Annotated in this window: 17 protein-coding genes; 1 reads left to right on the plus strand and 16 read right to left on the minus strand. The window is 74.4% G+C overall.

Annotation, left to right across the window (positions count from 1 at the left end; translation table 11 throughout):
- Window positions 1-445: 445 nt before the first annotated feature.
- From ACIQ9P_RS32935 to ACIQ9P_RS32950, 4 genes are all read right to left on the minus strand, one after another.
- Window positions 446-2,071, minus strand: coding sequence for an AMP-dependent synthetase/ligase (locus ACIQ9P_RS32935; RefSeq protein WP_402364884.1), 1,626 nt, complete (start codon window positions 2,069-2,071; stop codon window positions 446-448).
- A 117-nt stretch (window positions 2,072-2,188) separates the two neighbouring features.
- Window positions 2,189-3,343 carry an FAD-binding oxidoreductase gene (locus ACIQ9P_RS32940; protein WP_402364575.1) on the minus strand — a complete coding sequence of 385 codons (1,155 nt, stop codon included), beginning with the start codon at window positions 3,341-3,343 and terminating at the stop codon, window positions 2,189-2,191.
- Between the two features lie 92 nt (window positions 3,344-3,435).
- Complete coding sequence (locus tag ACIQ9P_RS32945; RefSeq protein ID WP_402364578.1) at window positions 3,436-4,923, minus strand: phytoene desaturase family protein; 1,488 nt, start codon at window positions 4,921-4,923, stop codon at window positions 3,436-3,438.
- Entirely contained in the window at window positions 4,920-5,357 is a 438-nt protein-coding gene (locus ACIQ9P_RS32950) for a nuclear transport factor 2 family protein (RefSeq protein WP_402364581.1), read from the minus strand. Before ACIQ9P_RS32950 ends, ACIQ9P_RS32945 begins: the two co-directional genes overlap by 4 nt.
- Before the next feature lie 121 nt (window positions 5,358-5,478).
- Here ACIQ9P_RS32950 and ACIQ9P_RS32955 point away from each other — a divergent pair, with 121 nt between their 5' ends.
- The gene (locus ACIQ9P_RS32955; protein ID WP_402364584.1) at window positions 5,479-6,045 is read left to right on the plus strand and encodes a PadR family transcriptional regulator; all 567 of its coding nucleotides are present in this window, start codon (window positions 5,479-5,481) and stop codon (window positions 6,043-6,045) included.
- A gap of 114 nt (window positions 6,046-6,159) precedes the next feature.
- On the opposite strand, the gene ACIQ9P_RS32960 is transcribed toward ACIQ9P_RS32955, so the two are convergent.
- The 12 genes from ACIQ9P_RS32960 to ACIQ9P_RS33015 all read right to left on the minus strand — a co-directional run bounded on the left by ACIQ9P_RS32960 (window position 6,160) and on the right by ACIQ9P_RS33015 (window position 21,868).
- Window positions 6,160-9,570, minus strand: coding sequence for an AfsR/SARP family transcriptional regulator (locus tag ACIQ9P_RS32960; protein WP_402364887.1), 3,411 nt, complete (start codon window positions 9,568-9,570; stop codon window positions 6,160-6,162).
- Between the two features lie 296 nt (window positions 9,571-9,866).
- Window positions 9,867-11,171: an MFS transporter gene (locus ACIQ9P_RS32965; protein ID WP_402364587.1), complete on the minus strand. Its 1,305-nt coding sequence runs from the start codon at window positions 11,169-11,171 to the stop codon at window positions 9,867-9,869.
- A 97-nt stretch (window positions 11,172-11,268) separates the two neighbouring features.
- Complete coding sequence (locus ACIQ9P_RS32970) at window positions 11,269-11,784, minus strand: flavin reductase family protein (protein WP_402364589.1); 516 nt, start codon at window positions 11,782-11,784, stop codon at window positions 11,269-11,271.
- 69 nt (window positions 11,785-11,853) lie between these two features.
- Window positions 11,854-13,437 (minus strand): AMP-binding protein, encoded by a 1,584-nt coding sequence (locus ACIQ9P_RS32975; protein WP_402364592.1) that lies wholly within the window; start codon window positions 13,435-13,437, stop codon window positions 11,854-11,856.
- Window positions 13,434-14,402 carry a hypothetical protein gene (locus ACIQ9P_RS32980; RefSeq protein ID WP_402364595.1) on the minus strand — a complete coding sequence of 323 codons (969 nt, stop codon included), beginning with the start codon at window positions 14,400-14,402 and terminating at the stop codon, window positions 13,434-13,436. The genes ACIQ9P_RS32975 and ACIQ9P_RS32980 overlap by 4 nt, the downstream gene beginning before the upstream one ends.
- Window positions 14,395-15,171, minus strand: coding sequence for a 4'-phosphopantetheinyl transferase family protein (locus tag ACIQ9P_RS32985; RefSeq protein ID WP_402364598.1), 777 nt, complete (start codon window positions 15,169-15,171; stop codon window positions 14,395-14,397). Before ACIQ9P_RS32985 ends, ACIQ9P_RS32980 begins: the two co-directional genes overlap by 8 nt.
- Window positions 15,168-16,382, minus strand: a complete 1,215-nt coding sequence (locus tag ACIQ9P_RS32990; protein WP_402364601.1) for an acyl-CoA dehydrogenase family protein — start codon at window positions 16,380-16,382, stop codon at window positions 15,168-15,170. Before ACIQ9P_RS32990 ends, ACIQ9P_RS32985 begins: the two co-directional genes overlap by 4 nt.
- Window positions 16,375-17,607 carry an acyl-CoA dehydrogenase family protein gene (locus ACIQ9P_RS32995; protein WP_402364604.1) on the minus strand — a complete coding sequence of 411 codons (1,233 nt, stop codon included), beginning with the start codon at window positions 17,605-17,607 and terminating at the stop codon, window positions 16,375-16,377. Before ACIQ9P_RS32995 ends, ACIQ9P_RS32990 begins: the two co-directional genes overlap by 8 nt.
- A complete protein-coding gene (locus ACIQ9P_RS33000) occupies window positions 17,604-17,861 on the minus strand; it encodes an acyl carrier protein (RefSeq protein ID WP_402364607.1) in 258 nt (85 codons plus the stop codon). The genes ACIQ9P_RS32995 and ACIQ9P_RS33000 overlap by 4 nt, the downstream gene beginning before the upstream one ends.
- A complete protein-coding gene (locus tag ACIQ9P_RS33005; RefSeq protein WP_402364610.1) occupies window positions 17,861-19,168 on the minus strand; it encodes a type III PLP-dependent enzyme in 1,308 nt (435 codons plus the stop codon). Before ACIQ9P_RS33005 ends, ACIQ9P_RS33000 begins: the two co-directional genes overlap by 1 nt.
- Window positions 19,155-20,678, minus strand: coding sequence for a class I adenylate-forming enzyme family protein (locus ACIQ9P_RS33010; protein WP_402364613.1), 1,524 nt, complete (start codon window positions 20,676-20,678; stop codon window positions 19,155-19,157). The genes ACIQ9P_RS33005 and ACIQ9P_RS33010 overlap by 14 nt, the downstream gene beginning before the upstream one ends.
- Window positions 20,678-21,868 (minus strand): hypothetical protein, encoded by a 1,191-nt coding sequence (locus tag ACIQ9P_RS33015; protein ID WP_402364616.1) that lies wholly within the window; start codon window positions 21,866-21,868, stop codon window positions 20,678-20,680. The genes ACIQ9P_RS33010 and ACIQ9P_RS33015 overlap by 1 nt, the downstream gene beginning before the upstream one ends.
- Window positions 21,869-22,133 lie beyond the last annotated feature (265 nt).

Genomic DNA, 22,133 nt, shown 5'->3' on the forward strand with positions numbered 1-22,133 from the left:
TCCAACCCCAGGAAACCCTGAGGCCGGGGATGTCAACATATCTGGCGTTGACTTTTGGCACGCTGTTGAGTTCTCAAGGAACGGACGCTTCCTTCGGGCGGCTTTCACACCGGCCCTCCGGGCGCTTCGTTCTTTCGTATTCCCAGCTTATCAGATGTTTTCCGCTCCGTTTTCCGGAGTTTCATTCGTCCGACTTGCCGGTGTCTTCTGCGGCTTGGCGCCCCGTCCGACGTTCTGAACTGTAGCCGACCTCCGCTCCGAAAAGCGAATCCGGCCGCAATCCCTATAAATAGAAACGCCGAAGAAACCCGGAGCCGGGTGCCGTTGGTATTTCCAGAGGATTGGCCGCCCGGGACCGTCCGCGCCGTTGCGTGTCCGGTGCTCCCGTTCGAGCGACTTAAAAACACTACCCCTCCCCCGCCGACGGGGCAAGTTCACCCGCTGGTCAGGAGTAGAGCGCGTCGATGAGGACGGCGTAGCGGGCCTCGACGACGGTGCGGCGGATCTTGAGGCTGGGGGTGAGTGTGCCGTCCTCGACGGTGAAGTCCTGGTCGAGGATCGCGAGCGCGCGGGCCCGGGTCGCGGGGGCGAAGTGGGTGTTGGCCCGGTCGAGCTCGGCCTGGACGAGGGCGCGGACGGCGGGGTGGTGGGCGAGGTCCGGCAGCCGTTCGGTGATGCCCCGGTCGGCGGCCCAGGCGGTGATGGCCTCCGGGTCGAGGGTGACCAGGACGGCGGGGTGCGGGCGGCGGTCGCCGATCAGCACCGCCTGGGAAACGCAGGGGTTACGGCGCAGCAGGTTCTCCAGGGCGGTGGGGGCGATGTTCTTGCCCGCGGAGGTGATGATGAGGTCCTTCTTGCGGCCGGTCACGGTGAGGAAGCCGTCGGTGTCCAGGGAGCCGAGGTCGCCGGTGTGCAACCAGCCGTCGACGACGGTCGCGGCGGTGGCGGCGGGGTCGTGGAGGTAGCCGGCGAAGACGCCGGGGCCGCGGGTGAGGATCTCGCCGTCCTCGGCGATCCGGATCTCCACGCCGGGCAGCGGTCGGCCGACGGTGCCGTGGCGGCGTTCGTGGAGCCGGTTGGCGGTCATCAGCGCGCTGCTCTCGGTCATGCCGTAGGTGTCGAGCACGGGAATCCCGCAGGAGTCGAAGAAGTCGAGGATCTCCGGGGCGATCGGGGCCGCGCCGGTGGCGGCCATCCGGATGCGGCCACCGACCGCCTGGGCGACCACGTCCGGGGGCAGGTCCTTGACGGCGGCGTACGCCTTCTCGAACAGCCGGGGCGCGGAGGGCAGGACGGTCGGGCGGACCTCGGCGAGTTCGGCGATGACGGCTCGGATGTCGCCGCCGAAATAGGTGAGGGTCACGCCGTGGGAGAGGGCGACCAGTTGGATGGAGCGCGACATGATGTGGGCGAGCGGCAGGTGGAGGTAGACCTCCTCGTCCTCGCCGAGTCCCTCCACCAGGGCGGCGGTGGCCGTGCAGGAGGCCCGCCAGTTGGCGTGGGTGATCATGCAGCCCTTGGGCCGGCCGGTGGTGCCGGAGGTGTAGATGACGGTGGCGGTGGCGGACTCGTCCGCCGCGCGGGCGAGCTCGTCCAGCCGTTCGCGCTCGGCGTCGTCGGGCGGGGTGCGCAGGGAGTCGAGCGAGCGGTACGGCTGTGCCGGGTCGGGGTCGAAGACGACGACGGTGTCCACGGCCGTGGCGAGGGCGGCGGCTTCGGCGCGTGCGGGGGTGTCGCAGAGGACGATCCGGGTCCGGGCGTGGTCGAGGACGTGGGCGCGGTCCTCGGGCGGGCCGGTCGGGTAGACGGGGATGCTGACGGCCCCGGCGCGGGCGACGGCGAGGTCGCAGAGTGTCCATTCGGGTCGCGTCTCGGCGACCAGGCCGACGTGGTCGCCGGGGCGGACCCCGAGGCGGATCAGTCCGGCGGCCAGTCGGTCGACGGTCTCGGCGAGTTCGTTGTAGTCGAGCGTGTGCCAGGTGCCGTCGCGCTTGTACCGCAGGGCGGCGCGGTTCCCGAAGGCGCGGGCGGCGAGGCCGGGAAGGTGGGCGACGGTGGGCGGGGTGAGCATGGACACGGTGGTGCCTCCTTCGGGTGACGCGAACGACTCGTGGACGGCAGCGGTGCGGCCGGCTGCCGCGGGGTGCCCAGGTGGGTGCCGCGGGGTGCCGCGGGTTCCCCGGTGGGCTCAGAGGTCGAGTTCGGTGTCCGTGATCGGGTAGGCGACGCAGGAGTGGGTGTAGCCGAAGCGTTCGTCGGAGAGACGGAGGCGGGCTTCGGTGGCGGTGTGGACCTGGCCCTTGACCACGCGGATCCGGCACAGGCCGCATTCGCCGGAGCGGCAGGCGGCCTCGGGGCGGAGGCCGGCGTCCTCCAGGGAGTCCAGGAGCGGCCGGTCGCGACGGGTGCGGTAGCTCAGGCCGCGGGCGGTGACGGTGACCTCGGCCGCCGGGTCGGTGCCGGTCGGCCAGTGGGCCTGGGCGGTGGGGTCGGCGGGGGCGCCGTTGGCCTCGAAGCGGATCCGGCGGCGGGGGTGGCCGAGGCCCGCGAGCTGTCGCAGGGCGTAGGGGTAGAGGGCCTGCGGTCCGCAGACGTAGACGGTGCGGCCGGCGAGCGGTCCGGCGAGGGCCTCCACCAGGGCTCCGGTGAGCAGGCCGGTGGGGCCGGTCCAGCCGGCGGGGGCGTCCTGGACCACATGGTGGACGTGGAGGTCGGGGTGGGCGGCGGCGAGGGTGTCGAGTTCGGCGCGGAAGACGATGTCCTCGGCGCTGCGGGAGCCGTAGAGGAGGTGGAAGCGGCGGGGCAGACGGTGGTCGACGATGTCGCGGATCATGCTCATCGCCGGGACGACGCCGGAGCCGCCGGCCAGGAAGACGACGTCCTCGCCGTGGAAGAGCGGGTTGTGGTGGAAGGTCCCGGTGGGGCCGGTGGTGGTGAGGGTGTCGCCGGGCGCGAGGGTGTCGATCAGGTGGTTGCTGATCCGTCCGCCGGGCACCCGGCGCACGGTCAGGTCCCAGTGGTCGGGCCGGGCGGGGCTGGACGCGATGGCGTAGGGGCGGTTGGTGCCGTCGGCGAACACCCCGACGTACTGACCGGCGAGGAAGGGCGGCAGGTCTCCGCCGTCGGGGCGGCGGAGACGGAAGGTGCTGGTGCTGACGGTCTCGGCGCGGATCTCGGCCACGGCGAGGCGCAGCCGCCGGGGGTGGTGGGCCTCGACGGCGGTGGCGGTCGCGGCGGGGTCGGTGGCGCGGTGCGGGCGGGCCTCGATCTCGGCCCGCACGGTGTCGTGGTCGTCGAAGTGGGGGGCGGTGGGGTGGCCCACGGGGGCGGTGGGGTGGCTCACGGGCGTTCTCCGTCCGGGTTCGGGAGCCTGCGGGGGGCGGAAGCGTGCGGGAGCAGGAGCCTGCGGGGAGCGGGAGCCGGGTGGTCCGGGGCTCAGGCCGCGTCCCTGGCCCGCAGCAGGCGGCGGGCGACGCGGGCGCCGGCCTCCAGGGTGGGCTGGAAGCCGCCCGGTCCGGCCCAGGAGCCGGCCAGGTGCAGTCCGGGGACGTGGCTCCGGCGTTCGCTGTCGCGGAAGAGCCAGCCCTCGGTGCGGTCCTGGTCGTAGCCGTAGATCGCGCCGCCGGGGTGACCGAGGTAGCGGGCCATGGTGAGCGGGGTGGCGACGTCGACCTCCTCGATCGCGTCGCGGATGCCGGGGGCGACGGCCTCGACCCGGTCGAGCAGGGTCTGCGCGTAGGCGAACTTGGTCCGGGCGTAGTCGGCGGGCGGGATCTTCTCCCAGTGGTCGCCGTACTGGAGGGTCATCAGGCTGACGTGGGTGGCGCCGGACGGGGCGAAGCCGATCGGTGCCACGTCGTAGGAGGTGACGCAGATGCCGCGGGCGGGTTCCAGGGTGCGGGTGGCGGCGTAGGTGCGCTCGTCGTCCTCGTCGGCGTGGACGAAGGTGGTGCTGGTCGTGAAGCCGAGTTCGGCGGGCGCGGCGGCGAGGCCCATGTGCAGGACGACGCCGGAGACGCCGGTCCGGCGGGTGGCGAGGTCCTCGCGGACGGCGGCCGGGACGGCGTCCGGGCCGAGCATCGCGTAGGTGACCGGGAGCGAGGCGTTGGAGACGACGTCGCGGGCGGTGACCTCCTCGCCGTCGTCGAGCCGGACGCCGGTCACCCGGCCGTGCTCGGTGAGCAGGGCCGTCGCCGTCGTGTTGAACCGCACCTGTCCGCCGGCGCCGAGGAAGGAGTCCAGGATCGCGGTGGACAGTGCCTGGGATCCGCCCATGAGGTGCCAGGGCTTGTACTCCAGGTAGGCGAAGAGGGTGAGCGCGAGGTCCTGGAAGGCGAGCCGGGAGGGCGGCTGGCCGAGGTAGGTCCAGTAGGTGCCGAGGACCGACTTCGGGCCGGGGTCGTCGAAGAGTTCGTCGAGCACGTCCTTGACCGGGCGCAGCCCGTACCGGAACAGCACCGGGTCGACCTGCTCGGGCGGCATGCCGCGGATCGCCGCGATCTGCCAGAACGCGACGTCCCGGACGAGTTGGAGGAAGCGTTCGATCCGGTCGCGGTTGCCGGGGAAGGCGGCGGCCAGGGCGTCGCCGGTGCCCTGCCAGTCGGCGGGCAGGGTGACGTCGTAGCGGCCCGGGACGACGGCCCGGTAGAGGTCGTGCTCCTCGACGAACTCCAGCTTGTCGCTGACGCCGAGGCGGTCGAGGAGGCCGCGGAGGGTGAAGGGCTGTCCCTCGGTGCCGACGCCGGAGAGCTGGTGCAGGGCGACCTCGAACTCGAAGCGGCCGCGGCGGAAGGAGGTGGCGCAGCCGCCGGGAAGGTTGTGCCGCTCGACCAGCAGGGTGCGCAGGCCGGCGAGTTGGAGGCTGGTGGCGGCGGTCAGTCCGGCGTTGCCGGCGCCGATGACGACGGCGTCGAAGTCGGTCACCGGTCCGCCGTTCCGGACCCGTCCGCCGTCCCGGCGGCGTCGACCGTCCCGGCGGCGTCGGCGGCGATCCGGTCGAACTCGGCGGCCATCGCGGCGGCGAGCGCCTGCGCGCCGGAGAGCGGGCGGACCATCACGGTGAGCTCGTCGATCCTCCCGTCCTCGTCGAGGTGGAGGAAGTCGCACCCCTGGATCCGCTTGCCGCCGACGGTGGCGGTGAACACGAGGGCGTGGTCCCGTCCGTCGGGGTCGCCGATCTCGCGCACGTACGCGAAGTCCTCGAAGACGCGCAGCACGCCGCGCAGGATCGCGCCGGTGATCGCCTTGCCGGGGTAGGGCTTGAAGGCGACGGGGCTGGTGAACACGACGTTCTCGGCGAGGAGATCGGTCATCGCCTGGGCGTCCCGGTCCTCGACCGCCTTGCGGAAGGGGTGCATGGGGAGACCTCCGGTCCTAGTCATCGAATTGAGTAGGTCTACTCGCGAGTATGGAGCGGTCGGGAACGCGCTGTCCATAGCCCTCGGTCGCCGTGTCGACCGGTGCTGCTAGCGTGACCGCATGGCTTTGCGGCACGCGGTGATGGCCGCCCTTCTGGAGGGTGAAGCCTCCGGCTACGACCTCTCCAAGGGCTTCGACGCCTCGGTGGCGAACTTCTGGATGGCCACCCCGCAGCAGCTCTACCGCGAGCTGGACCGGATGGAGGCGGCCGGCCTCATCTCGGCCCGGGTCGTCGAGCAGGAGAAGCGCCCCAACAAGCGCCTCTTCTCCCTCACCGAGGCCGGTCTGGCCGCCGTCCGCGCCTACACCGCCGAGAACGCGAGCAGGCCCACCACGATCCGCGACGAGCTGTTGGTGAAGGTCCAGAGCGTCGACGCCGGTGACGCCGGCGCCGTCCGCGCGGCCGTCGCCGAGCGGCTGGCCTGGTCCCGCGCCAAGCTGGCCCGCTACGAACGCCTCCGGGCCAAGCTCCTCGACGGCCGCACCGAGGACCAGCACCTCGCCGAGGCCGAGCGGGTCGGCCCCTACCTCACCCTCCTGCGCGGGATGGCGTTCGAGCGCGAGAACATCCGCTGGTCCGAGACCACGCTCCGGGTGCTCACCGCCCGCACCGCGTCCCACGGCTGACCGACGGGCCGCACGAGCCGGTCCCCGCGACCGCTCGACGATCCGCCGGACGGACGTTCCGCACCCCTGCCCCGCCGACAGTGGCGCGGGCGGTTCGGGGGTGCGGAACGGCGGTCACTGGTCGGCGGCGCGGGACCTGCCCTCGACGGCGGTCAGGACCGCTTCGCCCAGGCGCAGGCCGGGTGCCCGGCGGCGGGGGACGCGGACGCCGGCGGAGGGGGTCGGGTGCCGGGCGGGGCCGGGGACCAGGGCCGGACCGGGAACCAGGGCGGGGCCGGGGATCAGGGCGGTCAGGCGGGCGGGCATCACGACCGCTCCCCACTCCTCCAGCAGCGCCTGTGCCTGGCGCTCGCCGAGCCGGTGCCCGTTCTGCTGGTGGATGGCCAGCGCGCGGCGGGCGAAGTCGTGCGCCGCGGCGCCCCGGGCGCTCTGGGACCGGGCCAGGATCAGCAGGCTGTCGGCCTCGCACAGGCGGAAGCCGTGGGTCTCCGCCAGCCGAAGCGCCTGGAGGGCCCAGTCGCGCGCGACCTCCGGCCGCCCCACGGCCTCGGCGGTGGCGGCGGCGGCCACCAGGGCCCGGCTGTGCCAGCCCGGGTTTCCCGACGCCGCCGCCTGGGCGACCGCCGCCCGGTGGGCCTCCGGGTCCCGGTCGACCGTCGCCAGGACGCCGCGCGCCAGCCAGCTCCAGCGGGGCGTGTCCAGCTCCCGCGCCAGACGCCAGGCGTGCTCCGCGCAGGCCCTCGCCGCCTCCGGCCGCCCGGCGTTCAGGTGGACCCTGGCCAGTTCGCTCAGGGCCACCGACTCCACGTCGGTGTCGCCGAACTCCCGCAGGCCGACCAGGGCCCGGCCGTACAGCGCCTCGGCCTCCTCCAGCCCGCCCAGGGCGTGCTTCACCATGGCCAGGTTGACCAGGACGTACGGTTCCTGGTCGCGCGCGCCGACCTTGGTGACCAGGTCCAGTGCCTGTCGGCGGAAGTGCAGCGAGTCGGCCAGGCGGCCCGACTCGAAGTACACCTCGCCGAGCCGGGAGAGGGTGATCACCGTGCTGGAGGCGCTGAGGGCCGTTCTGGCCTCGGCCATCGCCGACTCCAGGCGGTCGGCCGCCTCCTCCAGGTGTCCGGTGAGGGTGAGGATCTGGGCGATGAAGTTCTCGCAGCCGTCGATGCCGTGGCGGTGGTCGATGGAGCGCGCGATCGACAGCGCCGTCCTGAACCCGTTCATCGCCTTCGGGTAGTCGCTCACGCTCATGTCCGCGTGCGCCAGGCTGTACCAGCCGCTGAACTGGCCCTTGGCGTCGCCGAGGCGTTCGGCGGCGCGGATGGCGGCGTTGGCGGCGTCCATCCAGTCGCCCACGTTCATCTGGGTCGCGAAGTAGGGGTGCAGTCCGTCGACCAGCTGCCAGACGTGGGCGCCGTTCGGGTCGTCGTGCAGGGTGGCGATCAGGTTCTGGATCTCGCTGTCGAACCAGGCCAGGGCTTCGGCCGCGGTGTCGAACTCCCCGTCGGGCGTGTGCTCCGCGCCGGACATCCGGGTGTACGCGGGGAAGGCCGTCGCCTGAGCCGCCAGGGTGCGTCTCAGGTACCAGCCGGTGAGCCGGGCGCGCGCGGTCCCCCGGTCGGGCCGGGAGTCCTCGGCCTCGGCGCGCGACCGGGCGTACAGCCGGGTCAGGTCGTGGAGGACGAAGCGGTGCGCCACCGATTCGCCGATCAGATGGGCGTCCAGCAGGCGGTCCACCAGCCGGCAGGTCTCGACCCGGGTGAGGCCGGCCAGGACCGAGGCCGCCGCGACCGTGAAGTCCGGGCCCGGGAACAGGCCGAGGCGGCGGAACAGTCGGCGGGTGTCGGGGTCCAGGGCGTCGTAGGACTGGCCGAGGACGGTCTGCATGGTGCTGTCGCTGTCGCCGGGGGTCTGGAGCACGGCCAGGCGGTTGCCCTGGAGCAGGGAGCCGATGTGGTCGCCGATCGACGCCAGCGGATGGTTGGCGATGTTGGCCGCCGCGATGCTGAGCGCCAGCGGCAGGCCCCCGCACGCCTCGGCGAGTCGGCGGGCCGCGCCCGGCTCGGCCCGCAGCCGCTCGGCACCGAGGATGCGTTCGAGCAGTTGCTCGGCCTCCTGCGGCGGCATCGGTTCGACCGTCACCTGGCTCGCCCCGTCGCGCACGACCAGGCCGGTCAGCCGGACCCGGCTGGTGATCAGGGTGGTCGAGCCCGGCCCGGTGGTCAGCAGCGGGCGGACCTGCTCGACCGAGCGGGCGTTGTCGAGCAGGACCAGCAGCCGCTTGCCGGCCACCGTCGAGCGGTACAGGTCGACGAGTTCGTCGGCCTCGGCCGGGATGGCGTCCAGGGGCAGCCCCAGCGAGCGGAGCGCCCGGGCGATCGTCTGCGCCGGGGTCATCGCGGGCTGCGTGTCGTGGCCGCGCAGGTTGATGTACAGCTGGCCGTCGGGGAAGAGGTCGGCGACGGTGCGGCCCCAGTGCACGGCCAGCGTCGTCTTGCCCACTCCGGCGGGGCCGACCACCGCGACCGTGCGCGAGACGCCGCGGTCGGCCGGTCCCCCGGTCAGGAAGTCGTCGAGCTGGTCGAGCAGGCCCCGCCGGCCCACCAGCGGTGGCGCGGAGGGCAGTTGCATCGGCACCGGCGGTGCGGCCGGTGGCTCCGGGGCCTCGGCGGGCGCGCTGTCCGCCGGCGGCGCGGGCATGGGGGCCGGTTCGTTCTCGGCGAGTGCGGGCGCGGGTGCAAGTGCGGACCCGGACGCGGGTGCGAAGGCGGGTGCGGACACGGCCGGGGCCGGTGGGCCGAACGGCGCGGCGTCCAGTGCGGGATCGGCCCGCAGGATCGCCTGCTCCGTGTCGGTGAACCGGCGGCTCGGAGTGAGCCCCTGCTGCTCGGCCAGCAGTGAGCGCAGTTCGCGCGCCTGCTCCAGCGCCGCGGACTGGCGGCCCGAGTGGTAGAGGGCGAGCATCAGCTTCCCCCGCAGCGTCTCGTGCAGGGGGTGCGCCGCGACCAGCGGCATCAGGTCGTCGATGAGCGCGCCGTAGTGCCCGGCGGCGAGCTCCAGGTCGGCCAGGTCCTCGTAGGCGGTCAGCCGCAGGCTGGTGAGCTGGGTCTGCGCGGACTCGGCGTAGCTGACCGCGATGTCGGCCAGCGGCATGCCCTGCCACAGGGCGAGCGCCCCGCGGATCAGGCGCACCGCCGAGCAGCTGTCGCCGCGCACGGCGTCCTGGCGGGCCCGGGCCATGCCGTCGCGGAAAACGTCCAGGTCGAGTTCGCCGTCGTCGACGGCGATCGAGTAGCCGGGCGCCCGGCTCTCGATCGGGATCTCGGCTCCGGCGTCGCGGCACGCCCTGCGCAGTGACGCGATGTCGGCCTGGATCTGCGAGCGGGCCGTCTGCGGCTCGGAGCCGCCCCACAGTGCGTCGATCAGCTGCCCCGTGGACACCACGTGATTGGCGTGCAGCAGCAGATAGGCCAGGACCGCCCGGCAGCGGGGGCGTCTGATCGCCACCGGGGTGCCCAGGAAGTCCATTCCCACTGGTCCAAGCAATGTATAGCGCATAGCCGTCCGTATCCCCCGTCAACCCAGGGCGGCCGACCACGCGCCCGGCGTCCGTCGCCACCCCGTCTTCCCTGTACTGGCCAGCAGTCGCACGGGGAACGGTACTTGAGCCGGCAGGTGTATACAATTTTATTGGCTTGATCCAGTTTCCCCTTGACACCGGCCATGGCGCGTGCACGGCAGGCCATGGCCGGTGTGCCGGGGGAATCGGACGGTGGCAGATGACGATCCGATGGATCGTCAGAACGTCTTCTCGGAAAGCCGGTTCACCGGGACGACGGGCCGGCCGCCTCGGTCGTCGCCGCCGGCACGGCGACCGGCTTGCCCCCGGACGGGGCCCCGGCGTCCCGCTCGCCGACGATGCCGACGGTGCCGTCCGCGAGCCGCTGGACCGAGCGCACGCCGCGCGACAGGTTCAGCAGGACGCACGGCGTGCCGATGACGGCGGCGACCACCAGCAGGGTGGTGCGCAGCCCGAGGAGCTCGGAGACCGGGCCGGCGGCGGCGTAGCCGGCCGGCATGGCGATCAAGGAGATCATCCAGTCCAGCGAACTGACCCGGGCCAGCATCTCCTTGGGGAACAACTGCTGCTGGGTGGTCGCGAGGACCTCGCCGCCGAGCGCGGTGGTGGCGAAGGTGACGGCCACACCGACGGCGACGAGCAGAACCGGGGCGGGCGGAGCGAGCAGGGCCAGCGGGACGCTGCCGAGCAGGGCGAGGACATTGGTGGTGACCAGGGGGCGCCGCGGCAGGTAGCGCAGCGCGGCCAGCCCGCCGAGGATGGAGCCCACCGCGCCGGTCATCAGGACGATGCTCCAGCCGGTGGCGCCGCCGTTGCCGTTCTCCATCACGACCGGGCCCAGGACGAAGAAGAACGCCAGGCCGAAGTTCCACACGCCCCAGGCGAACAGATTGGCCAGGTACCAGCGGCGTTCGGCCACGATCGCCCAGCCCTCGCGCAGCTCGGTGAAGAAGTGCTGCTGCTCGGGCCGTTCCAGCGGCTCGCGCAGGCGCATCCGGGAGACCAGGACGAAGCTCAGCAGGAAGCTGAGGGAGTCGATCAGCAGCGCGATGCCCGGGGTGGAGACCGCCAGCAGCAGCGCGGCGATGGCCGGGCCCAGCACCTTGGTGCTGTGGTCGGTCAGACCGAGCAGGGCGTTGGCCGGCTGGAGGTTCCCTGATTCGACGAGTTCGGGCACGACCGCCCTGGAGGCGGGGGTGAAGAAGGCGAAGGCCATGCCGGCGACCGTGTAGGTGACGCCGAACTGCCAGACCGCCGCGTGGTCCAGGAACACCATCGCGGCGAGCAGGCCGTAACAGACCGCCTGCACGGCGTCGGTCGCCATCAGGACCAGCTTGCGCGGCAGCCGGTCCGACCAGACCCCGCCCACCGGCAGCATCACCACCTGGCCGACCGCCTGGCAGGTCAGCACGATGCCGACGTCGACGGCGGTGCCGCCCGAGTGGAGGATGGCGAAGACCACCGTCACCGGCATCAGGGCGTTGCCCAGGGCGGAGACGCTGCGGGCGGTCCACAGCAGCCGGAAGGGGCGGTCCCGGAGGATGCTCAACGACTTCGGCACGGGTATGGGCACAGGTAGCCCTGCTTTCTGGGTGAGGGGGTTTCGCGGACCCGGCACGGGCCCGGCGGACGGTGGACCCGCGTCGTCAACAGCCGTCCCCCGTCGCGCCGCGGCCGACGGCGTACTGCTGCTTCGCGAACAGGACGGTCGTCGGTGTGTCGTCGGCCCGTGCCCACGTCACCGTGCCCGCGATCAGCGTGTGGTCCAGGAGCTGCACCGTCTCCCGCACGGTGCAGAGCATGGCGACCGACGCCTCCGTCAGTACGGGCACCCCGTCCACGCCGTGCCAGGGCACGTCGGCGAACCGCTCCGCCGCGGTGCCGGTCGCGAACTGCGCGACCAGCCGCCGGTCCGACCAGGACAGCACGTTCACCGCGAAACGCCCCTCGGACCGGATGTGCGCCAGGGTCCGGCTCGTGGTGGCGAGGGAGAGCAGCACGGTGGGCGGGTCCAGGGACAGGGACATGACCGCGTTGGCCGTGCACCCCACCGGTCCGGCCGAGGTGATCACGGAGACTGCGGTCGGCAGCCGGGAGATGGCGTGCCGGTATTCCTCGGCGGAGACGCTCAGCCGGCTCGGTACCCGGTCCTCGGTCCTCATGACGCTCCTTTCGGCCTGCGGCAGCCGGTCGTACCGATCAGTCGCCAGGGGTTGTCCGTCGGACAACCCCTAGTCGCGCCGGTCGGCGATCATGGCGGCCGCGGCCTGTCGGTCGATCTTTCCGTTGGTGTTCAGGGGCAACTCGTCGAGCACGGCGATGCGCCGGGGCAGCATGTACTCGGGCAGGCGGGAGCGCAGGTCCGACATGATCAGCTCCGGCCGCAGGTCCCGGCCGGTGCAGATCGCCTCCAGGGACAGCCCGGCCCGCGGGTCCGGAACGGCGAGCACGACCGCGTCGCGGACACCCGGCCGGGCGCGCAGCCGGGCCTCGATCTCGCCGAGCTCGATCCGGTAGCCGCGCACCTTCACCTGCTGGTCCGTCCGCCCCAGGTGGACCAGCCGCCCGTCCCGCCGGGCCACCCGGTCACCGGTGCGGTACCAGTGCGCGGGGGTGAGCGGCCCCTCCCCGGTGTACGGGACCGAGGTGCCGGTGCCGCCGTCGTGCAGCAGGAAGCGGTCCACGTCGTTCAGCGGGTCCAGATAGCCGGGGAAGCGCTGGGGGCCGCGGACGACCAGTTCGCCCTCCTCGGCCGGACGCCCCTGCGGATCGAGCAGCAGGTGTTCCAGCCCCGGGTACAGCGCCCCGATCGGGACCGTGCCGTTCGCCGGGCGGGGCCACTGCGCGACCTCCCGGGGGAGGCGGAACTCGGCGCAGCTGATGGTGAGTTCGGTCGGCCCGTAGAGGTTCTCCAGGGTGCTCCCCGGCGCGGCCGCGGCCCACGCCTCGGCCTGTTGCAGGGTCAGCGGCTCGCCGCAGAACAGGCTCCACCGCAGGGCCGGCAGGGATCCCGGGGTCAGGGCCCGCATCCGGCGCGCGTAGGACACCATCGACGGGACGGAGAACCAGTGGGTGAGCTCCGCCTCCGCCGCCCACCGCACCGGCGCCAGCAGGTCGCGCCGGGTGGGGACGACCAGGGTGGCACCGCTCCCCCAGGCGGCGAAGAGGTCGAACACGGACAGGTCGAAGGTGAGGTCGAAGGTCTGCGACAGCCGGCTCCCGGGGCCCAGTCCGTACCGCGCCACGACGTGTTCGAGGTAGGGGCCGAGGTTGCCGTGCCGGACCGGCACGCCCTTGGGAGCGCCGGTCGAGCCGGAGGTGAACAGCACGTACGCGAGGTCCTCGGGCCCGGCCCGTCCGGGCGGGGGAGGCCGGTACCCGTCCGCCGCCGCCGGTGGGTGCGCGAGGGTCAGCACCGGGACCGGCAGCGCCGGGGCTCCGGGCGCCTGGTCGGCTCCCTCACCGGTAGGACCGGCGGTGGGCCCGGCGGTGGGCCCGGCGAGGACGAGGTCGAGCCCGCCGGCGGTCACGATCGCGGCGTTCCGGGCGGCCGGGAACGCCGGGTTGAGCGGGACGACCGTGGAGCCCAGCAACTGCACCGCGAGATAGCCGGCGTAGGCGACGACGCCGCGTTCGGCCAGCAGCCCGACCCGGCGGGGCACCCCGCCGGTCGCGGTGAGCAGCCGCGCCGCGACGCGCTCGGCCGCGTCGTGAAGTTCCCGGTAGGTGAGGCGCTCCGCCCCGATCTCCAGGGCGGTGCGGTCCGGGAACTCCGCGACGGAGGCGGCGAACCAGTCGTACAGGGTCTGCTTCACGGTCGTCCTCGCACGGGATCGGCGGTGCCGGACTTCTCGACGGCGGCGGTCAGTTCGGTGAACGCCTCCTCCACCAGGCCGGTGCGGGGCCGGCCGCGCGCGGCGGACATGGCGGCGATGCGGAGGATCCTGGGGACCTCCTGCCAGGCCGCGGTCTCGGCGGCGGCCTGCCCGGGGTCCAGCAGGCCGTCCGTGACCAGGACCTCGTTGCGGTACGCGTAGTGGCGGGCGGCGGCCCACATGTCGTCCGCGTGGCGGGCGATCGCCGACGGGTCCGCCAGCAGCACCGCGAGGACGTGGGACAGCACGGCCACCGGTTCGAGCAGCCACTGCCCGTCGTCCGCCGCGCCGGGATGCGGGTCCGGGGCGGGCGCGGAACCGTCCCGGGTGCGCACCAGCCAGCGGTACCGGTCCCCGGCGGGAACGGCCGTGGCCGAGCCGAGGGCCATGACGTCCCGGCGGACCACCTCCGGCCCGGGCCGCACCACCGGTGCCAGGGCGAGCGCGAGCGCGGCGTCGTCCAGCAGGCCCCGGAACGGCTCCTGCTCGCCGTGCGGGGTGAGCGCCGCGAAGTGGTCGGCCACGTCCCAGGCGCCGCCGCGCCGTCCGCACACCAGGATCCAGTGCGGGGCGGCGGCCCGGCCGAATCCGGGCGCCCAGCCGAGCCGCTCGGTGTTGGCGGCGGCCAGCACCCGGCCGCTCGCCTCCAGTTCGGCGAGCAGCAGCTCCCGGGCCGTGCTCCAGTCGGCGGCGCCCCGGTAGGCCAGCGCCGCGCCGTCCGGTGCGATGTCGATCCGGGCGTGGTGCGAGAAGGCGAGCTCTCCCGCGGGCAGGTCGGTGCGTACCGCCAGCCGGGTCGCCTCGGCGAACCGGTGGGACACGGCGGGGTCCTCGGTCGCCAGGTAGTGGACCAGATTGGTGGTGTAGCAGCTCAGCTGGGGCGTGGTCGTCAGGGCGTCAGGCACGGCGGTACTCCGGGTCGGCGGGCGGGGCGTGGCCGCGGTCCGCGGTGGCGGGGTCCGCGCGGGAGGTGAAGGCGCAGCTGAGCGGGACCGGGGAGGAGTCGCGCAGGCTGATCCACCGGTAGCGGCCCCAGCGGCCGTGCCGGTGGCCGGGGGTCACGGCGACGGCCCAGGGGCGGCCGGCCAGGCCGGTGCCCGCCGCCTTGACGCACGATTCCTGGACGGTCCAGACCCAGGCGAACTCACGGGCCCGCTCCGGGGCGGGCAGGTGTTCGATCCGCGCGGCGTGCTCCCGCAGACAGCGGCGGAGCATGCCCGCGGACGGCTCGCCGGAGGGGAGTTGCACGTCGACGCCGACCCGGCGGCCGGGCGCCAGGGCGGCGGCGCTGACCCCGCCGTCGTGGGAGATGCTCACGCCGACGTCCGGGTGTCCGAGCAGGCGGGGGCGTCCGCGCGGGTCCGGGCGGACCGGTGCGCCCGCGAGGTCGGGACGCACCTCGCGGATGAGCCGGCGCAGGGTGGCGCGCCCGGTCAGGAACTGCTCGGCCCGCCACGGCGGGAGGCCGCGTGCCTGGGCGAGGTCGTCGTGGTCGAGGTCGGCGTGGTCCTCGTGGTCCTCGTGGTCGAGGTCCGCGTGGTGGTCGTGGTCGGGGTCCGCGTGGTCGAGCCGCGCGGTGCCGGCCGCCGTCCGGCCGGCGCGGTACATGACCCAGACCCCGTCCGTGACCTCGTACCGGCCGCCGGGGTGCCCGGCGTCCGCTGCCGCCGTCATGTCCGCAGCTCCGCCAGGAGCTGTTCGGACAGGTCGGCCACGCTGTCGAGCATCAGCTCGGTCACGCCGCCGCCGATGCCGAGGACGGCGGCCTCGGCCCGGACGGTCTGCGCGCCGCCCGCGGCGAAGCCGTCGGCGCCCTGGAGCTGGGCGCACCGGGCGAGCACGGCGTCGGCGGTGAGGCCGACGGCCGACTTCAGCAGGGCGCCGGCCGACAGGTTCCGGCCCTGGGCGGCCGTTTCGGCGAGTTGCTCGCACAGGGCGCGCAACTGGGCGACGCGCACCAGGCACTCGGCGAAGTCCCGGCGGACGACGGCGTTGTGCCACAGCGGTTCCCCGTCGACGGTGCGCCGCCGCAGCCGCTCGCGGGTGTCGGCGAGCACCCGGCCGGTGAGGGCGACGGCCCACTGCGCCCCGGCCAGCCGCTCGGTGCTCATGTGCCGGGCGAAGACGGCCAGGCCGCGGCCGTTCGCGCCGACCAGGTGGTCGGCGGGCAGGCGCACCGTGTCGAACCCGATGTGCCCGGTCGCGGCGTTCGCGAGCAGTTCGGTGGCGGCGGGGCGCACGGTGACGCCCGCCGCCGCGGCCGGCACCAGCACCCAGCTGAAGTCGGTGAAGTGCCGGCCGGGGCGGCGCCGGGCCAGGACGAGCAGGTACTCGGCGCCGCGGGCGTTGGTGACCCAGCGCTTGCCGCCGTGGACGACCAGGCCGCCGTCCTCGAACCGGAGCTCGGTGCCGAGTCCGGCGAGGTCGGAGCCGGCCGCCGCCGCGTCGGTGGCGGCGAGCGCCACCTGGGCGGCGCCCGCGAGGACCCGTTCGTGGGCGGCGGCGACCGGGGACGGCGCGGCCGGGGCGGCGCCGGAGCGGACGGACCGCCCGGAGCCGAGGATCGGCAGCGCGCTGGCCGCCTGCACCAGCACGCTCAGCGTCGCCCCGTTGTCGCCGCGGGCGTCGACCGCGCCGAGCAGGGCGCCCAGGCGGGCCGGGTCCGCGACCGGGCCCAGGGCGTTGCCGTCCCGGTACAGCCCGCGCAGGACGCCGGCCTCACCGAGCGCCCGCCACACGGCGGGCGCCGGCGCGCCGGCCGGAACCCCCGCCAGCGCCCGCGCGGCCGACTGCCGGCCGGCGTCCGGCGGCGTCTCCCGGTCGGCGGCCCCGGGGCCGGGCGCGCCGGATGCCGGGCCGGGACCGGCGGATGCGAGGTCAGACAAATCGCACCTCGGGGTCGAGGAGGGCGAGCTTGCCGTCCGTCAGGTGCAGCCGGTCGTTGCTGTAGTTCAGGGACGCCGAACGCAGGTCCCGCAGCGCCTGTTCGAGCCGGGTCGGGGAGCCCTTGAGGTAGCCGTGCCGCATGCCGACCGCCTCGATCAGGCCGTCCACGACCGCGAAGCACTCCTCGGCGGCTGTGATCTTGAGCGCGTTCAGCTGCAGCTGGACCCTCGGCAGGCTCAGGTCGGCGCTCCCGGCGACGGTCCGCTCGGTCCGGAGCAACAGCGCGTGCACGGTGTCCAGCCGTCGGCGCGCCTCGGAGATCCTGGTCAGCAGCAGCTCGGAGTCGAGGTCGACCCGGTTGCGGTTCTCCCGCGAGCGCAGCATCCGCAGCACCCGGGAGAGCGCGCCGGCCGCGGTGCCCAGCCAGGCGGCGGACCAGCCCAGGTGCGCCATCGGGCCGAACACCGAGGTGACGACGGTCCGGAAGCCGCCCTGCTCGCCGACCACCTGGTGCCGCGGCACCCGGCCGCGCAGCCGCAGCGCGACGCTGTGGCTGGCCCGCATGCCCAGCGGCTGCCAGTCGCCGGTCTCCTCGACGGTGAGCTGGTCGCGGCGCGCGTGGACCAGCGACACCTGGTTCGGCGAGGTGGCACCCGGCGCGAGCATCGTCACCAGGAAGCCGTCGGCGTGCGCGCCGCCGGTGACGATGGGCGCGAACCGGTCCACGTCCAGCTCGTCGCCGGCGGCGTCGAGGGCCGCCTCGGCCGTGAGCAGGTGACCGCCCTTGCCCGCCTCGGTGGTGACCGAGGCGAGGTAGGTCCGGCCCTCGGCGACGCCGGGCAGCAGCTCGCCGCGCAGGCGCTCGTTGCCGTGGCGCACCACCGCCGCGACCTGCTGGCAGTGCATCGCGAAGATCATCGCCACGGACATGTCGGCGCGCCCGAGCGCGATCGACGCCTCGACCATGTCCCGGGTGCTGCCGCCGAGCCCGCCGTACCGCACCGGGACCAGCAGCCCGAGCAGCCCGGTGCGGCGCAGCTCCGCCAGCGCCTCGACGGGGAACACGGCGTCGCGGTCGGTCCGGTCCAGGTGCTCGGCGGTGACGGCGGCGACGCGGCCGGTCAGCTCGGCCAGCCGCTCGGGCGTCGGACCCGCGGCGGCCCCGGGGGCGACCAGGGCCTCGGGGTCGACCTCGGCCGGGGGGACGACTGCGGCCGCGCTCACGCCGGGCCCGCTTCCGAGGCCGCGTTGATCACGTTCCAGAGCGTGCCGGCGGTGGCGAAGGTCGCGTCGTTCATGTCCTCGTCGGGCAGGGCCACGTCGAAGGTGTCCTCGATGGCGAAGAGCAGCTCGATGGCCTGCATCGAGTCCAGCCCGTACTCCCTCAGCGCGGTCCCGGCGGTGATCTCCCGATCGCCGAGGAACTTGAGGAAGGGCGTGAGCAGTTCGGTGAAACGGGGGTCCAGACGGGGGTCCATCAGATCACTCCAGGGGTGGGGCCGGACGGGAGCGGAACAGGACTGCGGGTCAGCGACACACGGGTCGTCACCGGGGCGGCGCCGGGCCGGTCGCTGTCGACCACGGCCTCCGCGGGCAGGGGGTGGCCGAGGAAGCCGATCAGGCTGGCGTGGAGGCCGTAGGCGCCGACGTTGGGGACGGCGACCAGGTCGCCCGGGGCGAGGGCGGGCAGTTTCGCGCCGCGCGCCCAGGTGTCGAGCGGGGTGCAGAGCGGGCCGGTCACGATGGCGTCCAGCTCGGGGGCGGCGTCGGGGCCGCCGGCCGCGCGGACGAGGTGCGGGGTGAGCGGGGGGAGGCGGCGCAGACCGGACATCCCGCCGAGGTGGTGGATGCCGGAGGCGAGGACGACGACGTCCCGGCCCTGGGAGCGCTTCACGTCCAGGACCGGCGTCACCAGCGTGCCGGCGGTGCCGACGAGGTAGCGGCCGGACTCGAACACCACCTCCGGCGCGCCGTCGCGCCAGCCGGACAGCTCCTCGTCGAAGAGCCGCTCCAGCCGGGGGCGGAGCGCGGTGAGGTCGACGGCCGCGCCCGGCTTGGCGAACGGCGCGCCGAACCCGCCGCCCAGGTCCAGGATCCGCAGCCGCGAGCCCTGTCCGGCCAGCAGTCCGGTCAACTGCCGGGCGGTGGCCAGCGAACGCCGGAACTGGCCGTACAGGGCGTCGACCTCGGTGAGGTTGGTACCCATGTACAGGTGGAGTCCGACGACCGCGGCCCGGGGCCGGTCCCGGAACCGTTCCGGCTCGCCCGTCACCCAGCCGGTGTCCGCGCCGAACTGCGACGCGACCCCGGTCATGACCAGGCCCTGGCCGGGGACCGGCTGGTCGTCGTTGATCCGCAGCAGGCACTCGGCCCGGACGCCGGACCCGGCGGCGATCCGGTCCAGTTGCTCGATCGCGTAGGGCGAGTCGACGGAGAACAGCCGCACACCCCGGTCCAGGGCGTCCCGGATCTCCTGGTCCGACTTGCCGGGCCCGGTGTAGAGGACGGCCGCGGGGTCCCAGCCGGCGTCGAGCGCCGCGTGCAGCTCACCGGTCGAGCAGACCTCCGGCCGGGTGCCGCGCTCGCGCAGGGCCGTCAGCAGCGCCGGGTGCGGGTTCGCCTTCAGCGAGTAGTACAGGCCGGTGCGGTCCGGCAGGGCCGCGCGCAGCAGCGCGTGGTTGCGGCGCACCTCCGCCGTGTCGTAGACGTACGCGGGCGTCGGCACGCCCGCCAGGTCGGCCATCGGCACCGGCAGCACCCCGGCGCGCTCCTCAACCGCGGACACGGGCCACCTCGTTCGCCAGCGCGGCCAGCTCCTTGCGGTCGACCTTGCCGTTGCCGGTGAGCGGGAGGGCCGGCAGCACCACGCAGATCCGCGGGATCTTGAACTCCTCGATCACCTGACGCATCGCCTGCAGCACCTCGGCGCCGGTCGACCCGTCGGTGACGGTCACGAACAGCCGGGTGGGCGCGGAGCCGTCCGGTGCCAGGACCGCCGCCGAGGCGACGGCGGGCAGCCGGCGGGCCGCCGCCTCCACCTCGACCGCGCTGACCCGGAAGCCGTTCTCCTTGTAGACGTCGTCGCGCCGGCCCTCGACGTACAGGTAGCCGTCCGCGTCGACCCGGCCGTAGTCGCCGGTGCGCAGTTCGGGGAACAGCCCCTCGGTCCTGGGGTAGCGCCGGGCGGTGAGTTCGGGTTGCCGCCAGTAGCCGGACATGACGTTCGGGCCGCGGACCACGATCTCGCCGTGCTCGCCGGGCGGCAGGCGCTTCCCGTCCTCGTCGACGACGAAGACCTCGGTGCCGGGCAGGGCCGGGCCGCTGGAGCCCGGCCGGTCCAGATCCCCGTTCGCGGGCATGATGGTGCCGCGCTTGCACTCGGTGAGCCCGAACATCAGGTGCACGTCCAGCCCGGGCAGGTGCGCGCGGAGCACGGCCAGCGCGTCCTGCGGCATCGCGGCGCCGGTGTTGGTCAGCATCCGCAAGGGGGGCCGGCGGTCCCCGGCGCGCTTCAGCAGCCGCCCCAGCGCGTCGGCGACGGCGGGCACCGCGGGGAGCACGGTGGCCCGCGCGGCCAGCAGGTTGGTCAGCAGCGGCGGCCCGACCTCCGCCGGGCGGCCCAGCCAGACGTGGGCCCCGCTGCGGGCGCCGAGGAACAGCTGGTAGAGGCCGTAGTCGAAGGACAGCGGCAGCGGGCTGTAGACCACGTCGTCCGGGCGGTAGCCCAGCACCCGCTGGATCGCCCGCACCGAGAACAGCAGCTGCTGGTGGGTGCTGACGACGGCCTTGGGCAGCGAGGTGGTGCCGGAGGTGTAGATCAGGCAGACCGGGTCCACGGCGAGCGGCGCGCCCGGGATCGGCTCCTGCGCGCCCTCGGGGTCGAAGGCGCGGGCGGTCGCGGTCGCGAGGTCCTCGGCGCCGACGCAGTGCTGCTCCGCCGTCGCCTGGTTGAGCACGGAGTCGCTGATGATGAGCGTGGGCTCGCTGTCCCTGAGCACGTGCTCCAGCCGGCTGCCCTGCACCTGCTCGTGCAGCAGCGAGAAGGCCACGCCCAGCCGCGAGGCGGCGTAGACGAGGGCGGGCACGGTGGTGGACGCCGGGGCGCTGATCAGCAGCCGCTGGCCGCGCCGCAGGCCGAGTTCACCCAGCCAGGTCGCGACCCGGCGGCTCGCGGCGGCGAGTTCCCCGTAGGTGACCGTCCGGCCGTGGCAGGTCACGGCCGGACGGTCCGGCCAGTGTGCCGCCGCCTCGTCCAGCAGCTCGTGCAGCAGGTCGGCGGTGGTGTGATCGGTCATCAGGATTCTCCGAGACGGGCGAGCGCGGGCCCGGCGGACGGGGACCGCCGCACGATCGCGCAGATGGCGTCGATGTCGTGCAGGTTCTCCGGCACCAGGTCGGCGGCGTCGAACTCGAACCGCAGCTCCTCCTCCAGGCGCTCGACGATCTCCACGATCCGGAAGGAGCTGAACTGCGGCACGTCGGCGAGGGACTGCCCGTCCAGCAGCGGTTCGACCGCCGTGCCGAGCACCGAGGCGGCCACGGCGGCGACCGTGCCGCGCAGTTCGGTGCCCGCGGCGGCGGGCGGGGCCGCGGCGGTGCCTCCGGCGGCGGCCGGGACGGCGGCGAGGGCGGCGCCGAGGACCGCCGCGTCCGCGTGCAGTTGCTCGCGGAGGCGGGGCAGCAGCGCCGGCGGCTCGGTCCGGCCGCGTTCGACCCGGCGCGCGGCCAGGTAGGTCTGCTCGGTGAGGGCGCCCCAGGCGCGCACATGGGTGTCGACGGCGTCGTCCGGGGCCGCTCCCGACGCCGCCCGGAAGGCCGCGTGCAGTCCGCGCGAGCGGGCGAGGAACCAGGTCTCCAGGGTGAGCCGGCCGAGCGCCGCGTTCCGGTCGGGGTGCCGCGCGTAGGCGTCGACGTAGGCGTCGACGGCCCCGGGGCCCGCGAGGTCGGCCGCGGGCGCCACCGTGCCGGGCCCGGGGGCGGCGGGCGCCAGCTCGGCGACCAGGGCCGGGCCGGGCACGGCGGCCGACAGCTCGCGGGCCGGCAGCGACCACCGGCCGGGGCGCGCGGCGCCCCACGGGGTGTCGTTGTGGTAGCCGTCCACCACGCTCACGCCGTCCGGGCCGTCGGCCTCGACCAGGAAGCTGTGCTCCAGGTGGCGCTGCCCGAAGTAGGGCACCCACGGCAGGTGGTAGGCGTCCGCCACCACGTAGCGCCCCCCGGCCGCGGGGAGGCCGTCCGCCCCGGACGACCGGTGCAGCGAGCGCACCTCGATCCCGAGCGCGGTCCGCGCGTCGGCGAGGTGCTGCTCGACGGTCCGGGCGACGGTCGGCAGCCCGTCGGGCCCGGCCGCGGGGCGGAACCGCAGCGTCGCGCCGAGGCCCAGGTGCGTGCCCGCGCCGTGCCACCGGTCGGCGAGCACGGCCAGGTTCACCTGGAGGCAGTCGAAGAGTTCGTACGGAAGGGCGGGCGGCGGGGTCTGCGTCACGACGCCGCCGCCGTGCGGTCGACCGGTCCGGCGACCGCGTCAGGATCAAGTCCAGTGTCCATACGGCATTCCTTCGCAGGGGAATCGGGAGGAGTGGTGGCCGGAATCCGGATCGGAGGGATATCGGGGTGCCACGGGGGCGCACCGGGAAAGCAGGTGTGTTCACCGCTCGCCGAGGAAGCTATCGGAGCGCCTTGATATCGCCGCCATCCGTGCGCCATGCGCTTGGTATGCAGACCCCTTCCACGACCGCGACGGTGACGTT

It is taken from the genome of Kitasatospora sp. NPDC094019 (genome assembly GCF_044764505.1).
GTDB lineage: Bacteria > Actinomycetota > Actinomycetes > Streptomycetales > Streptomycetaceae > Kitasatospora.

Excerpts from the sequence above, each read along its gene's own strand:
- ACIQ9P_RS32955 (WP_402364584.1), top strand. The coding sequence starts at position 5,479 with ATGGCTTTGCGGCACGCGGTGATGGCCGCCCTTCTGGAGGGTGAAGCC.
- ACIQ9P_RS32970 (WP_402364589.1), bottom strand. The coding sequence starts at position 11,784 with ATGAGGACCGAGGACCGGGTACCGAGCCGGCTGAGCGTCTCCGCCGAG.
- ACIQ9P_RS32950 (WP_402364581.1), bottom strand. The coding sequence starts at position 5,357 with ATGCACCCCTTCCGCAAGGCGGTCGAGGACCGGGACGCCCAGGCGATG.
- ACIQ9P_RS32935 (WP_402364884.1), bottom strand. The coding sequence starts at position 2,071 with ATGCTCACCCCGCCCACCGTCGCCCACCTTCCCGGCCTCGCCGCCCGC.
- ACIQ9P_RS33000 (WP_402364607.1), bottom strand. The coding sequence starts at position 17,861 with ATGGACCCCCGTCTGGACCCCCGTTTCACCGAACTGCTCACGCCCTTC.
- ACIQ9P_RS32985 (WP_402364598.1), bottom strand. The coding sequence starts at position 15,171 with ATGACGGCGGCAGCGGACGCCGGGCACCCCGGCGGCCGGTACGAGGTC.
- ACIQ9P_RS32960 (WP_402364887.1), bottom strand. The coding sequence starts at position 9,570 with ATGGACTTCCTGGGCACCCCGGTGGCGATCAGACGCCCCCGCTGCCGG.
- ACIQ9P_RS33010 (WP_402364613.1), bottom strand. The coding sequence starts at position 20,678 with ATGACCGATCACACCACCGCCGACCTGCTGCACGAGCTGCTGGACGAG.